Source organism: Neobacillus sp. GCM10023253 (genome assembly GCF_042653105.1).
GTDB lineage: Bacteria > Bacillota > Bacilli > Bacillales > Cytobacillaceae > Neobacillus > Neobacillus citreus.
Genome location: NZ_JBHSHV010000003.1, coordinates 885,703 through 901,607 on the forward strand (window position 1 = coordinate 885,703; position 15,905 = coordinate 901,607).

Sequence of the window (15,905 nt, forward strand, 5' to 3'; positions counted from 1 at the left end):
AGAAAAGGGAGTGGAAAAGAACAATGAATGGAATCATTTCATACGGAGCATATATTCCATATAATCGCCTAAAGCGGAAGAGAATAGGTGAGTTTTTTGGGAAGCACGCCATGGGTGGTGAAAAAGCAATTGCCGGTTATGATGAAGACAGTGTCTCCATGGGTGTGGAGGCAGCCATGGATTGCCTGCGAGAAATGAATCCTGATCAAATTGACGCTATTTATTTTGCAACCACAAGTTCTCCATACAGGGAAAAAGGCTCTATTCCTACCCTTGCCACAGCATTAAATTTAAGGGAGAGTGTCAGGGGAATGGAAACGGCTGCCTCATTAAGAAGTGGGACGGCAGCCATCATGGCTGCTAAACCGGGTGAAAATACGCTTGTCATCGCTGCTGATTGCCGTACCGGCGCCCCAACCGGCCAGAATGAACAGTGGTTTGGTGATGGCTCTGCTGCTCTCTTAATCGGCAGCGGCCCGGATGTCATTGCCAACATGATCGATTATACAAGCGTTCAAGGTGAAGTCATTAGTCATTGGCGGAGTCAATCTGATTTATTTACGCAAAGCTGGGAAGAACGTTTAAGTTCATCAGCCTTTATGAAGCAAGTTAAGGAGTCAGTCAGCCCATTTTTGGAAAAAAATGACCGCTCCATTGAAACAATTTCTAAAGTGATTATTTCTGGACCAACAACTCGGGCACATTTACAAGCAGCGCAAGCCCTCGGTTTTTCAAATCAACAAGTACAAAATCCATTATTTGATAACGTTGGTCTAACCGGAAACGCCCATGCGCCTATGATGCTTGTTTCGGCATTGGAAGAAGCAAACCCAGGTGATCAGCTTCTTGTCGTTTCCTTCGCGGAAGGACTTGATTTGCTTTTATTGGAGGTGACGGAAGCGATTTCTCGACTTGGTAAACGTAAAGGGGTTCAAGAATATGTAAGCATTAAAAATGATGAGGTTTTATATAGTGATTATCTCAAGTGGAGAGAGATTATTAAAACGGAGCCGCCGCGCAGACCACCAACCGACCGCCCATCAGCACCTGCTTTACACCGGGGCTATCAGCAAAACCTAGGCTTTATTGGTTCCAAGTGCAGAAACTGTGGTACTGCACAATTTCCAAAACAACGAGTGTGCGTACAATGCCAGGCGAAGGATGAGATGGAGGATTATCGTTTTGTTGGACAATCAGCAAAAGTAACAACTTTTACACTGGATTATTTGGCGGCATCGCCGGCGCCGCCGATGATTGTCGCAGTCATTGATTTTGACCAAGGCGGGCGGATTATTTGCGAAGTAACGGATTGCCACCCCAAAGAAATTGAAATTGGCATGGAAGTCGAAATGACCTTCCGGCGTCTCTTTGAAGCAGGCGGCATCAGTAACTATTTCTGGAAAGCGCGGCCAATCAGGAAAAAGGAAGGTGTTTAAAATGAGCAGAAAGGGAATTAGCGATAAAGTTGCTGTGATTGGAATGGGCTGTACACGCTTTGCCGAGCATTGGGATAAAAGTGTCGAGGATTTACTAGTGGAGGCAGCCTATGAAGCTTTTTCCGATGCCGGGATTGAACCAACAGATGTCGAAGCAGCATGGCTTGGGACGATGATTTCCGGTTATGCAGGAATTACATTATCTGGCCCGTTAAAAACCCAGTATATTCCGGTTACTAGGGTTGAGAATATGTGTGCTACAGGCTCAGAAGCCTTTCGTAATGCCTGTTATGCAGTTGCGTCCGGTGCCTATGATATTGTTCTTGCCATTGGTGTCGAAAAATTAAAGGACTCCGGGTACAGCGGCCTTACCAGGCCAAACCCGCCAAGTGATGGAACCGCACCGAACATCTCTGCCCCTGCATCATTTTCTTTCCTGGCTCCAGCCTATTTTAAAAAGTATGGTCTAACCCCTGAGCAAGGGAGAGAGGTTTTATCACGAATCGCCTGGAAAAATCACTACAATGGGTCATTAAATCCAAAGGCTCAGTATCGTAGTGAAGTTTCTATGGAAAAAATTTCGAAGTCGCCGCTTGTGGCTGCCCCTCTTGGTGTATTTGATTGTTCTGGAGTCGCCGACGGTGCGGCAGCCGCCATTATCGTGCGGACGGAGGACGCCCATAAATATCGAAAAGACCCAATGTATGTAAAAGCGTTGACCATCGCTGCTGGCCCAGGAGATGGACGTTTGCGTCAAGATTTTGATTTTACGTCCATTAAGGAAAATGTAGCGGCGGCCCAGGCTGCATACAGGGAGGCAGGAATTAAAAATCCTCGTCAGGAAATCAGTATGGCTGAAGTACACGACTGTTTCACCCCTACGGAATTAGTAATCTATGAAGATTTAGGGTTTAGTGAACGCGGCCAAGGCTGGAAGGATGTCTTGAATGGTGTTTTTGAATTGGGCGGTGAATTGCCTGTAAATCCCGATGGAGGCTTAAAATCCTTCGGGCATCCAATTGGTGCGAGCGGATTGCGCATGCTTTATGAAATGTATTTGCAATTCCAGGGACGTGCAGGTAAGCGGCAGCTTGAGAATCCAAAAATCGGTCTTACCCACAATTTAGGCGGAACCCCTATGCAGTGTGTTTCATTTATTTCGATTGTTGGCAAGGAATTATCGTAGGAGGGATATTATGGCGACCCAATTAGAGGAAAAAATCGGTATGAAACTGGAGTCCTATACCTTCAGGGTGGAAAAAGGAAAAATAAGAGAACTGGCTTTGGCAATTGGCGACTTGAAGGATGAGTATTTAAATGGAGAAAGTTTATCCCCGACTTTTCCAACCGTTATTGAATTTTGGGGAGGAAAAGGGTCATCTGCAAATTTACTGGGTTTAAATGTAAAAAAGGTCCTGCACGGTGAACAAACGTATGAATATTTAAAAGAAATTAAACCTGAAGACGAGATAACCGTGCATTCGGTCGTCGAGAATGCCTATTCAAAAGCAAAAATGAATTTTGTCATTATCAAAAAAGAATTTTTTAATCAGCATGGAGAACTTGTTTTACTTTGTCAGCAAACGGTTATTGAAAGACATTAGGAGGGGAAGAGGATGCAAGTTGGCTATCAATTTGAACCTGTGCAAAAAGAAGAAGTGACCCATTCGCAATTAGTCAGATATGCAGGGGCATCGGGCGATTTTAATCCGATTCACACGGTCGTCCCTTTTGCCGAAGAGGCGGGACTCGGAGGTGTTATCGCTCACGGGATGCTGATTAAGGGTTTTGTTGGTCAGGCAATCGGGAGTTGGTTTTCTGTAAAGGATCTGCTCAAATTTTCATCGCGATTTAAAGCTATGACTAGACCTGGCGAAAGAATTACCGTTAAAGGCAGGGTAATCGGAGAACAAGATGATCGCTGGCTTTGCGAAGCGGCAGCTGTTAATGAAACTGGGGAGGTAAAAGTTCAATCATTTTTTGAAATTCGAAAATAAACTTGGATTGATGTGACAGAACCGATATTTGTTGTCGGTTTTGTTGTTTTTATCAATTTTTTTTTTTGAAATGATTGGGGGAGATAGGAATGAATGGGCAAACGGTTATTATTACAGGCGGCGGCAGCGGCATTGGAAAAGCAATGGCACAGAAGTTCGCCAGCAAAGGGGCCAATGTCGTCATCACTGGACGGAATGCAGAACGTTTAAAAAACGCTAAACAGGAAATAGAAACCTTTGAAGGTCAAGTCTTAGATTTTCAAATGGATGTAAGAATTCCAGAAAACGTCCAAGCAATGGTGGAAGCTGTAAAGGAAAGATTTGGCAGTATTGATGCACTAATTAATAATGCTGCAGGTAATTTTATCTGTGCTGCTGAAGACCTCTCACTAAATGGATGGAATGCCGTCATAAATATCGACTTAAATGGGACTTGGTATTGCACACAAGCAGTCGGAAAAGAATGGATTACGAACAACCAAAAAGGAAGCATTCTCAATATAGTAGCTACTTTTGCCTGGGGGGCTGCTCCAGGAAATGTTCATGCTGCAAGTGCAAAAGCAGGAATATTAGCGATGACAAGGACCCTGGCGGTAGAATGGGGGAGCAAATATGGGATTCGAGCAAACTGTATCGCACCCGGACCAATCGAAAACACTGAGGGTGTTGCCAGATTAATTGACTCAGGAGATGGCTATCAAAAAGCCATCAATCAGGTACCACTCAAACGGTTTGGCAAGGCGGAAGAAGTTGCGAATCTAGCATACTTTTTGTTATCACCTGAGGCAGAGTACATTAACGGGGAATGCATTACAGTGGATGGTGCGAGATGGTTAAACAACTCTGGCTTAAAAGAAGTTTAGTAGTATTCAATAATAATTCAATTTTTGACTTTCGAGTAGACAAAGGTAAAAAAAGGATATATAATATTGTTGAATTATTTTAATTTTTCGATAACTTAGTAGCGTTTATTGGTCAATAAAATAATGTCATCTATGCCTATTCCCGCTGCATATACTTGCAGCGGGATACCCTTCAAGAAAATGAAACCTACTGTTCATTCTACAATCTCTCCTAGCTTTAAATTTGCCTACATATATTAAGTACTAGTTTTTCTGTACCACACCTCATGTATATCAAATCAAGTAATAATTATTAACAGCTTCAGAGATAGACTCCCATTAAAATTGGAACATCAAATGAAAGGGCTTTCAGAACAGGTGTTATTAATTTTTACTATAGAGGAGTGAAGGACATTGACAACAACAAGTTTACAAATGTCACGGCAGTTATTAGTAGGGGAATTAATCAGAAGGGCCGCCCATAAAACACCTAATCAAGAGGCATTCATTTACGGTGATGAAAGACTTACCTATCTTGAACTGGAAAAGAAGACTTTGCATTTGGCTGGCTGGCTCCAGCAGCAAGGTCTAGAAATCGGTGATAAGGTAGGGATCATATTTAAAAATAATCTTGCTTTTGTTGAAGTCATGTTTGCGACGGCGTCTGCCGGGTGTGTCAGTGTTCCGATTAATTTTAGGCTCGCGCCCGAGGAGTTTGTTTATATTATTAATCATTCTGATACTAAGGTTTTATTTATCGAAGAAGAATACCAGGATATGATTCTGTCGATCAGACAAGAACTTCCAAACGTAGAAAAGATTGTTGTAGTCGGGAAAGTGAATTCGATGGAGTTGATTCCATACGAAACTATTTATCACTCGGAAATACCATACCAAAGTATTGATGGGCAAGTCGAGGAAAACGATGCCTGCATGATTTGTTATACATCAGGAACTACCGGCAAGCCAAAAGGAGCCGTGCTGACTCACAAGAACTTGTTGTTAAGTGCGCTGAACAGCGTTGTGGATTCCAAAATTGAAAGAGGCTCTAAACAACTTGTCATTACACCTTTATTTCATATCGCTGGTGTTGGAAATGTTCTAATTAGCTGTACAGTTGGCGGATTGACAGTGATTCATCGAGAGTTTAATCCAGTGGGAGTCCTGCACACCATTCACCACGAGAAAATAAACGGTCTTTTTATGGTGCCTGCTATGTGGAATTTAGTCCTGCATGTTCCCAATATTGAGGATTACGATTTAACGTCAGTGCAAAGGTGCTCAACGGGGGCAGCCATTTGCCCGTTGGAAGTAAAGCATAAAATGATGAAGCATTTTCCGAATGCCGGAATCTTTGATGCGTTTGGCCAGACCGAAATGAGCCCCACAACCACCTGCTTGTTGCCGCAGGATTCACTTAGGAAAACGAATTCAGTGGGAAAACCTGTTATGAATGTGGAAGTGCGGATTGTCGACGAAAACATGAATGATGTTCCAGTCGGGGAAATTGGTGAAATTATTTATCGCGGGCCGACTGTGATGAAGGGGTACTATAAAAATCCGGCAGCAACAGTAGAGGCTTTCCGCGGCGGCTGGTTCCACAGCGGAGATCTAGTCCGCCAGGATGATGAAGGATTTATATATGTGGTCGACCGCAGTAAAGACATGATCATCAGTGGTGGGGAAAATATCTATCCCGCAGAAATTGAGGCAGCACTTCACAAGCACGATGCAATCTTCGAAGCTGCTGTTGTGGGTGTCCCGGACCCGAAGTGGGGTGAAAGTGTCAAGGCATACATCGTTCTTAAAAACGGTAAAAGTTTAACGGAGCAAGAGGTGATTCAACATTGCCTCATCCACTTAGCCTCTTATAAAAAGCCGAAATATGTGGAGTTTCTAAATGAACTGCCAAGGAATCCATCTGGGAAGATACTAAAACGGTTATTGAGGGAAAAAGAAGTAAAAATGAACTAAGGAGTAATTACCCATGAATATACAAGATACAATCCCTGTTCGCGAAGGCGAAGAATTAAATCTTTCCAAGCTTGAAGAGCTAATTAGAAAAAGTCTCCCAAACTTAAGCAGTGACCCAATGACAGTGAAACAATTTAGTGCCGGAAAATCCAATTTAACGTATTTGATCAGTATCGGAGACTGGGAGGGTGTCCTAAGAAGGGCACCTCTTGGTCCAGTTAATACAAAAGCACATGATATGAAACGCGAATTTAAAGTGTTGGATGCAATTAGTCCAATATTTTCCCTTGCACCCAAGCCTTATTTTTTTATTGATGATGAATCTATTATTGGGGCACCGTTCTATTGTATGAAGCGTCTTCATGGTGTATTGCTGGATCAGGCACTTCCAAATCATGAAGATGGAAATCCAGCCCTTTTTAATGAGGTTTCTCATTCTATGGTAAATACCTTGGCTGCCATTCATGAAATAGACTATAAGAACACTAATCTCGTTAACTTAACACGTCCGCAAGGATTTTTAGAACGACAGGTACATGGCTGGATTGGCCGTTATCAAAACGTAAAAACGGAAGAAATTCCCGGAATGGAACGGCTAATAAAATGGATTATCGAAAACAGGCCCGTTTCTCAGCCGGCAACGTTCATACACTATGATTTTCACTTAAAAAATGTCTTGTTTTCTAAGAATCAATTAGGTCAATTGGCAGGCATTCTCGATTGGGAGATGAGTACAGTCGGCGATCCACTTAATGACCTTGCATCCGCACTAGTTTTATGGTTCGACCATGATGATCCTGAATTTTTCAAAAACCAGCAACTGTCAAACCCAATTACTCTTAGGCCGGGTTTCATGACAAGAAATGAATTTATTGAAGCCTACTCTAAGAAAAGTGGGCGCGATGTATCGAAAATGTATTATTACATGGTTTTTGGATACTTCAAGCACGTCGTCATTGCCCAACAAATGTATTACCGGTGGAAGAGAGGTCAAACCCAGGATGAAAGATTTGCCCAGCTTGATATCTTCGTCAAGAATTTAACGGATTGGGCATTGGAAAATACTCTTAAGAAATGAATGTAGAAATTTTGCGGTAAATAGTGAAAGGTGGGGTGCTGTTGGCAGAAAAAATAAAACTCTCATTGAAAGCTTATTTTGAATCGAAAATTAAAGGGGCAAAAAATGTAGAAATTCGGGAGTATTCCCAGCCTTCCGCAGGATGGTCTGATGAAGCCTTTATTTTCGATGTCCACTGGGAAACCGCGAGCGGCGTACAGAAAAAAGGCTTTGCGGTTCGCAAACAGAATAAAGGCGGGTTAATGAGAGAGAACAGAAATTTTTTTCTACAGTTCAAGTATTTGGATCGTTTAAGTAAAAATTGCGACCTGCCTATCCCGGGAGTTTACTGGTATGAAACAGATGAATCGATTCTCGGCGGACCGTTTTTTGTAATGGATAAGCTACCCGGAAACAGTTACGTACCTTGGTCAAAGGAGGGGCAATTATTTTTTAAAAGAGCCAATGAAGAAGGGGAAATTCCTTTTCATTTTGTCCAGTATTTGGCGAAATTGCACCTTCTTGATTATAGAGGAGCCGGCTTTACGGAGGACTTTGACGAGCCCAAAGGAGAGTACGGATTTATTGATGATAAATTAATAGGTTTAGAGGAAATGTATTACCGCTACCAAATCAGCCCTGACCCGGTAATGGTTGATTCATTGGAATGGTTAAAGGCGCATAAACCGGCTGCCCAAAGGTATTCCCTCATACATAATGATTACCGAACTGGTAATTTGCTATATAGCCACAATGAAATCACGGGGATACTGGATTGGGAAGCAGCCGAAATCGGAGATCCCATGGCAGACGTTGCCTATGTTTGTGCCAAATCGAACCGGATGGATTCTCCGCTGATGTGTTACTTAGTAGATAGACAGCTGTTTTTGGATACGTATAGTGAGCTAACCGGATTAAGGGTGGATGAAAAGGTTCTCCATTATTATGAGGTATACCATCAAGTCAGGTTTGTTCTTATCTCCCAATCGGCTGGGAAGTCGTTTGCAAAAGGAGAAACAAAGGATCTTCGGATGGCCCGGCAAGGCTATCGCTGGCCATTGATGAGGAATATGGTTGCCGAATTATTAGGCTACTAGGGGGGAAATGATGTTCGATAAATCGTTTACGTTAAAAACCGCCAACGATGTGATAAAAGATGTAATCATTCCTAATCTCACCAGCGGCATGGCAAAGGAACAAGCCATTGCCTTGCTTTCTGTTTTAAAAAATGTGGATACCAATACTATTGAAAATACGAAACCGAAAGAACAGTTAATTACGCTAATCAATCAAACTGTTGAAGAATTTTTACAAGCGATACGGTCAGATTCATCTTCCGCCTTTAACTGGGTGGAAGAGCTGGATTCCGCCTTGGAAGAAACAGTGTTTATCGAGGATGTAACTGAAAATTGGAAACAATTGAATGAAATTCAATGCCGCCTTCTTCGCTTTTTATATAAGGAAAATGCAGCCAACAGAGCGATAGAATCCAAGTACATTTTTCCATTAAGAAAAAGGATAAGGGAGCAGTTAACCATTGAAATGGCGCTGGTTCGTTAAACAAAATAAATAACATGACCGATAGGAGGGAAAGTATTTTGAATGAGATTGAACAAAAATTCGGTATTAGTCCCCATGTGATGGAGATTCGTAATAAGGTTAGAAGGTTTATCGATGAAAAAGTCATTCCGGTAGAAACCGTCATTGAAAAAGGCGAGCAAGAAGGAAGGCGGGTCCTTAAGGAATTACAAGCCCATGCAAAGGAAGCGGGGATATGGGCTTTAGGCCTTCCCAAAGAGATTGGCGGCGGCGGTATGAAATTTATGGACTACGTCTATATAAATGAAGTAATTGGCCGTTCCGAAGCTGCCATGGTCGCTTTAGGTACCCATACTGCCCAGGACGGGACGATGTTAAATCTGTTTGGAACAGAAGAGCAGAAGAAAACATGGTTATATCCAATGGTGAATGGGGAAATCAATCCATCTGTAGGATTAACCGAGCCTAATGTGGCCGGATCCGACCCAACATTAATACAATCCACAGCATACTTGGACGGAGACGAATGGGTCATTAATGCCCATAAATGGTTCACTACCGGAGCTAACCGTGCTGCATTTACCACCGTTTTTTGTGTGACCGAACCTGAAGAACCAAACCGACACAAAAGAGCATCGATGATCATTGTTCCGACTAATACACCTGGTTATGAGATTGTTAGAGTCGTGCCGACGATGGGACATACCTCAGGCGGCCACTGCGAAATCCGTTTAACAAATGTCAGGGTTCCAAAGGAAAATTTATTAGGTGCAAGGGGAGAAGGTTTTGTCATTGCCCAAAAAAGACTGGGTCCCGGCAGAATCTACCATTGCATGAGGTGGCTGGGTCAATCCCAAAGAGCTTTTGATTTGATGTGTAATCGGGCCTTAAATCGATATGCTCATGGCTCTCTTTTATCAGAAAAGCAGATGATTCAAAAATTTATTGCTGATTCCGCAACTGAAATTCAATCGGCACGTCTGATGACACTTGAAGCTGCAAGAAAAATTGATAGGGGAGAAGATGCTCGGATTGATATCGCGATGATAAAAGTATATGGAGCAAAGGTTCTTCATGATGTGATTGACCGAGCGATTCAAGTACACGGTGCATTAGGGGTCACCGCCGATACACCATTAGAGAAAATGTACCGGGAAGCTAGATACGCCAGAATCTATGATGGACCTGATGAGGCGCATACTGCTACCATCGCGCGCCGTATCTTACGAAAATACCAACAGGAGGAAAGCTGGGACCCTGCAAATTTTTAAAAAGACATCGACGTGAAATGAGTATTTTAATATAAAAATTATTGAGGTGATTAGAATGCAAACAATTAAGTATGAAACGTTAAAAACAGCAGTCAAAGACAAAATCATGACGATTACCCTTAGCAGGGAGAATTTAAATGCTTTTAATCATCAAATGCTAATCGAACTTATTCAAGTGTTTGATGAAGCGGATGCCAATGATGATGTAAGAGCCATCATTATCACCGGAGACGGAAAGGCATTTTGTGCAGGTGCGGATTTAGGAAGCGGCACTAGCACATTTGAAAATAAGGAGGCTTCCATCGAGGAATACCGGGACGGCGGTGGAATGTTAAGTTTACGAATCTATGAATTGAAAAAGCCTATCATAGCTGCCATCAATGGTCCTGCTGTCGGGGTGGGGGCGACGATGACTCTGCCTATGGATATCCGGATTGCCTCCTCGAACGCAAGAATGGGATTTGTGTTTAGCAGACGAGGCATTACCATGGAAGCGTGCAGCGGCTGGTTTTTACCTAGAGCAGTAGGTATCAGTAAAGCAGCTGAGTTGGTTTATACCGGGAAGATTATTCCGGCAGAGGAAGCATTAAAAATTGGTTTAGTAACTCAGGTGGTTTCACCTGAAGAGCTTTTGCCTGCAGCTGAAGCGATTGCGAAAGAAATTGCCGAAAATACATCTGCCATTTCTGTCACCTTGTCACGGCAATTAATGTGGAAAATGCTTGGTGCAAGCCATCCCTACGAATCACACAAAGTTGAATCCAAAATGATTCATTGGACCGGGCAGCAGGCCGATGTAAAAGAAGGAATCACGGCATTTTTTGAAAAAAGAAAACCAAACTTCCCAATGAAGGTAAGCACTGATCTTCCGAGCTTTTATCCGTGGTGGAAAACGAATAATGAAGGAGAATCATAATGGACTATCAAGCTATTATAGTAGAAAAAATTGGCCGAATTGCTGTGATTACCTTTAACCGGCCGGAAGCCATGAATGCTGTTAACAGCCGTCTTTGGCTGGAAACAGGAACTGCGTTAAAGGAGTTTAATGAGGACCCTGATCTTTGGGTGGCTATTTTAACCGGGGCCGGCGACCGCGCCTTTTCGGCAGGTGCTGACCTAAAGGAAATAGGAGCTGGGGGATTTTCGACAACAGACGAAATGAAGGAATGGGGATTTGCCGGGATTGTGAGACATCATATCTCAAAGCCTGTTATTGCTGCGGTGAACGGATTTGCCCTGGGCGGCGGTACGGAGATTGCTTTAGCCTGCGATTTAATTGTCGCCTCTGAAAAGGCATCATTCGGGCTTCCGGAAGTAAAAAGGGGTCTTATTGCCGGAGGAGGAGGATTATTGCGCCTGCCAAGACAAATTCCTCTGAAGGTGGCAATGCGCGTCATTCTTACAGGAAATCCTATTTCTGCGGAAGAAGCAAAACAGTGGGGGCTAGTGAACGAAGTCGTCCCGCATGATCAAGTCCTCAATGCCGCGATTAAGCTGGCAGAGGAAATTATTTGCAATGCTCCGCTGGCTGTGAAAGCGAGTAAAGAAATTGTCTACCGTGGATTAGACACTTCCATGACATTTCCTCCGGAAGGCTGGTCTATCAATAATGAATATACAAGTCAAGTTTTTGCAAGTAATGATGCGAAAGAAGGTCCACGGGCCTTTGCCGAAAAACGGAAGCCAAATTGGTCGGGACAATAAATTGATTATAAAAAATAGGGAGGTTTTGTAATGGCAAAATCATATCTATCAGAAGAGCATGAAATTTTTAGAAGGTCCTTCAGAAAATTTTTGGAGAAGGAAGCATACCCTTATTTCGAAGAATGGGAGGAAGCCAAGCAGGTACCTAAGTCATTTTGGAAAAAAGCTGGAGAACAAGGTTTCCTTTGTCCATGGGTGGATGAAAAGTATGGAGGGTCGGGCGCTGACTTTGGCTATTCCGTTGTCATTACTGAAGAACTAGATAAGGTTGGCGCGGGAGCAGGCGGAATCGGCCTTCATAATGATATCGTTATTCCTTATATTGCCGAATTTGCTTCTGAAGAACAAAAGCAAAGATGGCTGCCAAAAGCGGTCAGCGGGGATATGATTTCGGCTATCGCTATGACCGAACCGGGGACTGGCTCTGACTTGGCTGGGGTAAAAACAACCGCGATTAAAAGTGGGGACAATTATATTATCAATGGAGAAAAAACTTTTATTACCAATGGGTATTCAGCTAACTTCGTAATCGTTGTATGTGTAACAGACCCAAATGCTGTACCGAAGCATAAAGGAATTAGCTTAATCGTAGTCGAAGAAGGAACCCCTGGATTTCGAAAGGGCAAAAAGCTTCGTAAATTGGGGCAGCATTCCAATGATACTTCCGAACTTATTTTTGAGGATGCTATTGTACCAAGGGAAAATTTAATTGGTGAAGAGGGACAGGGGTTTTATTACCTTATGCAGAAGCTGCAACAGGAACGGTTGATGCTGGCAATCGGCAGCATTACTGCCAGCAAACATATGCTGGAGATGACCATTGAGTATGTCAAGCAGCGGACGGCATTTGGAAAACCTATCAGCAAATTCCAAAATACCCAGTTTAAGATTGCCGAAATGGCCACAAAGATCAAAATTGGCGAAACCTTTGTCGACCAGTTGATCACCGATCATATGGAGAAAAAGAATGTGGTCAATGAAGTCTCGATGGCAAAATGGTGGCTGACGGACCTTGCCAAGAGTGTTGCCAACGATTGCATGCAGCTGCACGGCGGCTACGGCTATATGGAAGAATACGAGATTGCTAGAAGATACAGGGATGTGGCAGTAGGTTCGATTTATGCTGGCACCAATGAGATTATGAAAACAATTATTGCTAAAAACTTGGGGTTATAAGCTGATATTGCAGGGGTAAGTGTGAACTAAAGTCACCACCCCTTTTTTCTTCTATTTTTATATGTGTATGTATTTGAATGTGGGAGGAATATGAAGTGAATCTTTTTGAAGCACTTGAGCGAAATGCCAGATACCAGCCAGACAAAACAGCTATCATTTTTAATGAAAGAGTATATACGTATAAGGAATATAATGAACAGGTGAATCGTATTGCCAATTCACTCATTAGCTATGGGGTGAAAAGAGGCGATAAGATTGCTTTAATGATGAAAAACTCCGATTTATTCTGTTTTATTTATTATGGAATTTTAAAAGCCGGCGGGGTCGCTGTTCCTGTAAATTTTCGCTTAACTGCCAAAGAAGCCAGCTATATTTTGGACGATTCCGATTCGATAATAGTCTTTGCCGATGAAGATTTGGCAGAAGTCGTCGATAAAGCTTCTGAAGGAAACGACAAGATCCAGCTTCAGGTTATCGCGGGTTCGAATAAAAGAGAGAACCAAATCCTTTTATCCGCGTTCCAAAGCTCGGTTGTAGATAATCCTGAACGGGAAGTTTTGGAATCAGATGATGCAGAGATTCTGTATACCTCTGGAACAACCGGGCTGCCAAAAGGAGTGGTCCTGGATCATCACCGCGTTATCCATGTAGCACTAGGAATTATCATTACATTTAAAATGGGGCCGGAGGATCAACTACTTCATCTTGCCCCGTTATTCCATTGTGCACAATTGAATTTATTCCTTGTCCCAGGTTCAATCCTTGGCTGTACACAAATTGTCCGCCAGGAATTTAATCCTGTACAGACCTTAAAGGATATTGATCAATACAAAATCAGCCTATTCTTTGGAGTGCCGACTATGTATAACTTTTTGCTGCAGGTACCGAATAGGGACCAATTTGATTTATCCAGTGTGAAACGGTGCGGATATGGGGCAGCCCCAATGCCAACAGCCCTATTGAAACAGGCAATGGAGATGTTTCAGACAGATCAATTTTATAATATGTGCGGTCAAACGGAGGGTGGTCCAGGAGGAGTATATCTATTGCCAGAAGAACACAAAACAAAGTTTGGCACTTCTGGAAGGGCTTCTTATGGTACTGATGCAAAAGTGGTGGATGAAAACGGTGAAGATGCAAAGCCTGGTGAAGTTGGTGAGTTTATAATTAAGTGTGAAAACGTCATGAAGGGTTATTATAAAAAACCTGAAGAAACAGCAAAGGTCCTTAGGAATGGCTGGCTATATACGGGTGACCTCGCAAAAATAGACGAGGATGGCTACATTACCCTAGTAGACAGGAAAAAAGATATGATTATTTCCGGCGGAGAAAATGTCTACTCTACTGAGGTTGAACACGTCCTTTACAAACATCCTGATATTTTAGAAGCAGCGGTTATTGGCGTTCCGCATGAAGTTTGGGGTGAAACGGTAGCAGCAGTTATTGTTCCGAAAGAAGGAAAACAAATTAATCAAGAAGAATTACAGCAATTCTGCCGGGAAGAACTCGCAGGTTATAAAATTCCAAGAATCATCTATCAAATCAACCAACTTCCACGAAACACCTCAGGGAAAGTCTTGAAATATCAATTAAGAGAGAATTACAAAACGGTTGCACCACAACATTGAATTAATGTTTAAAAAATAAATTAATTGTAAAATTATTAGAAAATTGGTATTATTAGAAATAGGTAATCTACTTTATGCTGTATCTTTTTGGGAGGGAGTGGGTGCGATTGACTATGCCTTTGGAGGGTATACGTGTCCTAGATTTGACGCGGCTTTTGCCGGGGCCGTATTGTTCGTTAATGCTGGCCGACTTTGGGGCAGATGTGATTAAAATTGAAGACCCGAAGTTAGGTGATTATACGCGATGGGGAGATCCCAAAATTGGTGAAGCAAGCGCGATGTTTCATTCCTTGAATCGGAATAAGCGGAGCGTGAGCCTTGATTTAAAACAAGAAGAAAATAAACAGATCTTTATTGAATTGGTGAAAACAGCCGATGTTCTGGTGGAATCCTTTCGACCAAGTGTAATGGATCGTCTCGGATTGGGGTATGAAGAACTGAAAAAACATAATCCCAAGTTGATTTATTGTGCGATAACAAGCTACGGCCAAACCGGGCCATACAAGGATATTCCAGGTCATGATATTAACTTTTTAAGCTATTCCGGATTATTGGAGCTGCAAGGAGAACAAGGTAGTAAACCGGTAAGCTCCTCCGTTCAAATAGGGGATATTGGCGGCGGTTCCTTAATGGCAGTTATCGGTATTCTCGTTTCTATCATTGACGCGAAAAAGTCAGGAAAAGGTCAATTTATTGATATTTCCATGTTGGATGGAGCGGTTTCCTGGATGCAAACGTTTTTGCCAGCATTTTTAGCCACTGGAGAACTTCCAAAACGCGGAGAGCTCGTCTTAAACGGCCGCCTCGCCTGTTACGAGACATATGAAACAAAAGATAACCGCTTTATATCTGTTGGAGCACTAGAATTTAAGTTTTGGAAAAACTTCTGTCAGGTAATTGGTAAGGAAGATTTAATAAGCCAGTTAAATGCCCCAGCCGATCAGCAAACCTCGATGAAAAAAGAGATTCAAGCCGTAATCGGAACGAAAACATTAAATGAATGGGTCAATCTCTTCGATGGTGTCGATGCTTGTGTCGCCCCAATCTTAACGATGGAGGAAATGGTCCATGATCCGCAAATCAGGCACAGGGGAATGATAGAAGAGGTAATCCACCCTCAACATGGCACAATGAAACAAGTAGCAAATCCTATTAAACTATCAAGAACGCAGGCTAAAACAGTTCGCCAAGCGCCGGGTCACGGAGAACATAACGAAGAGATTTTACAAGAATTAGGAGTACTATTTAAACCATTTAAAGAATAATAATTAACTTTGTGAG

Annotated in this window: 15 protein-coding genes; all 15 read left to right on the plus strand. The window is 42.6% G+C overall.

From position 1 onward, the window contains the following. Positions 1–23: 23 nt before the first annotated feature. Entirely contained in the window at positions 24–1,436 is a 1,413-nt protein-coding gene (locus ACFPA1_RS04655; protein WP_378581530.1) for an OB-fold domain-containing protein, read from the plus strand. A 1-nt stretch (position 1,437) separates the two neighbouring features. Then, positions 1,438–2,622: an acetyl-CoA acetyltransferase gene (locus ACFPA1_RS04660; RefSeq protein WP_213140378.1), complete on the plus strand. Its 1,185-nt coding sequence runs from the start codon at positions 1,438–1,440 to the stop codon at positions 2,620–2,622. A gap of 10 nt (positions 2,623–2,632) precedes the next feature. After that, positions 2,633–3,040 carry an FAS1-like dehydratase domain-containing protein gene (locus ACFPA1_RS04665; protein ID WP_378581532.1) on the plus strand — a complete coding sequence of 136 codons (408 nt, stop codon included), beginning with the start codon at positions 2,633–2,635 and terminating at the stop codon, positions 3,038–3,040. Positions 3,041–3,052: 12 nt separating this feature from the next. Further along, positions 3,053–3,433, plus strand: coding sequence for a MaoC/PaaZ C-terminal domain-containing protein (locus tag ACFPA1_RS04670; protein WP_378581534.1), 381 nt, complete (start codon positions 3,053–3,055; stop codon positions 3,431–3,433). An 89-nt stretch (positions 3,434–3,522) separates the two neighbouring features. Beyond that, on the plus strand, positions 3,523–4,296 hold the full coding sequence (gene fadH / locus ACFPA1_RS04675; protein WP_213140375.1) for a 2,4-dienoyl-CoA reductase: 774 nt from the start codon (positions 3,523–3,525) through the stop codon (positions 4,294–4,296). A gap of 393 nt (positions 4,297–4,689) precedes the next feature. Then, on the plus strand, positions 4,690–6,249 hold the full coding sequence (locus tag ACFPA1_RS04680) for an acyl-CoA synthetase (protein ID WP_378581536.1): 1,560 nt from the start codon (positions 4,690–4,692) through the stop codon (positions 6,247–6,249). Between the two features lie 13 nt (positions 6,250–6,262). Further along, entirely contained in the window at positions 6,263–7,327 is a 1,065-nt protein-coding gene (locus ACFPA1_RS04685; RefSeq protein ID WP_378581538.1) for a phosphotransferase family protein, read from the plus strand. 41 nt (positions 7,328–7,368) lie between these two features. Beyond that, positions 7,369–8,403 carry a phosphotransferase family protein gene (locus ACFPA1_RS04690; RefSeq protein WP_378581540.1) on the plus strand — a complete coding sequence of 345 codons (1,035 nt, stop codon included), beginning with the start codon at positions 7,369–7,371 and terminating at the stop codon, positions 8,401–8,403. A 7-nt stretch (positions 8,404–8,410) separates the two neighbouring features. Beyond that, positions 8,411–8,866 (plus strand): hypothetical protein, encoded by a 456-nt coding sequence (locus ACFPA1_RS04695; protein ID WP_378581542.1) that lies wholly within the window; start codon positions 8,411–8,413, stop codon positions 8,864–8,866. A gap of 38 nt (positions 8,867–8,904) precedes the next feature. Beyond that, complete coding sequence (locus ACFPA1_RS04700) at positions 8,905–10,116, plus strand: acyl-CoA dehydrogenase family protein (RefSeq protein ID WP_378581544.1); 1,212 nt, start codon at positions 8,905–8,907, stop codon at positions 10,114–10,116. Positions 10,117–10,171: 55 nt separating this feature from the next. Further along, positions 10,172–11,032 (plus strand): crotonase/enoyl-CoA hydratase family protein, encoded by an 861-nt coding sequence (locus ACFPA1_RS04705; protein ID WP_378581546.1) that lies wholly within the window; start codon positions 10,172–10,174, stop codon positions 11,030–11,032. Next, positions 11,032–11,820, plus strand: coding sequence for a crotonase/enoyl-CoA hydratase family protein (locus tag ACFPA1_RS04710; RefSeq protein ID WP_378581548.1), 789 nt, complete (start codon positions 11,032–11,034; stop codon positions 11,818–11,820). Before ACFPA1_RS04705 ends, ACFPA1_RS04710 begins: the two co-directional genes overlap by 1 nt. 30 nt (positions 11,821–11,850) lie before the next feature. Further along, on the plus strand, positions 11,851–12,996 hold the full coding sequence (locus ACFPA1_RS04715) for an acyl-CoA dehydrogenase family protein (RefSeq protein WP_378581550.1): 1,146 nt from the start codon (positions 11,851–11,853) through the stop codon (positions 12,994–12,996). Positions 12,997–13,091: 95 nt separating this feature from the next. Beyond that, on the plus strand, positions 13,092–14,624 hold the full coding sequence (locus ACFPA1_RS04720; RefSeq protein WP_213140367.1) for a class I adenylate-forming enzyme family protein: 1,533 nt from the start codon (positions 13,092–13,094) through the stop codon (positions 14,622–14,624). Between the two features lie 113 nt (positions 14,625–14,737). After that, positions 14,738–15,889: a CaiB/BaiF CoA transferase family protein gene (locus ACFPA1_RS04725; RefSeq protein WP_378581859.1), complete on the plus strand. Its 1,152-nt coding sequence runs from the start codon at positions 14,738–14,740 to the stop codon at positions 15,887–15,889. Positions 15,890–15,905: the final 16 nt, after the last annotated feature.

What these genes read in the sequence shown, in the direction of transcription:
- ACFPA1_RS04655 (WP_378581530.1), top strand. Translation starts at nt 24, where the DNA reads ATGAATGGAATCATTTCATACGGAGCATATATTCCATATAATCGCCTA.
- ACFPA1_RS04660 (WP_213140378.1), top strand. Translation starts at nt 1,438, where the DNA reads ATGAGCAGAAAGGGAATTAGCGATAAAGTTGCTGTGATTGGAATGGGC.
- ACFPA1_RS04665 (WP_378581532.1), top strand. Translation starts at nt 2,633, where the DNA reads ATGGCGACCCAATTAGAGGAAAAAATCGGTATGAAACTGGAGTCCTAT.
- ACFPA1_RS04670 (WP_378581534.1), top strand. Translation starts at nt 3,053, where the DNA reads ATGCAAGTTGGCTATCAATTTGAACCTGTGCAAAAAGAAGAAGTGACC.
- fadH (WP_213140375.1), top strand. Translation starts at nt 3,523, where the DNA reads ATGAATGGGCAAACGGTTATTATTACAGGCGGCGGCAGCGGCATTGGA.
- ACFPA1_RS04685 (WP_378581538.1), top strand. Translation starts at nt 6,263, where the DNA reads ATGAATATACAAGATACAATCCCTGTTCGCGAAGGCGAAGAATTAAAT.
- ACFPA1_RS04695 (WP_378581542.1), top strand. Translation starts at nt 8,411, where the DNA reads ATGATGTTCGATAAATCGTTTACGTTAAAAACCGCCAACGATGTGATA.
- ACFPA1_RS04705 (WP_378581546.1), top strand. Translation starts at nt 10,172, where the DNA reads ATGCAAACAATTAAGTATGAAACGTTAAAAACAGCAGTCAAAGACAAA.
- ACFPA1_RS04710 (WP_378581548.1), top strand. Translation starts at nt 11,032, where the DNA reads ATGGACTATCAAGCTATTATAGTAGAAAAAATTGGCCGAATTGCTGTG.
- ACFPA1_RS04715 (WP_378581550.1), top strand. Translation starts at nt 11,851, where the DNA reads ATGGCAAAATCATATCTATCAGAAGAGCATGAAATTTTTAGAAGGTCC.
- ACFPA1_RS04725 (WP_378581859.1), top strand. Translation starts at nt 14,738, where the DNA reads ATGCCTTTGGAGGGTATACGTGTCCTAGATTTGACGCGGCTTTTGCCG.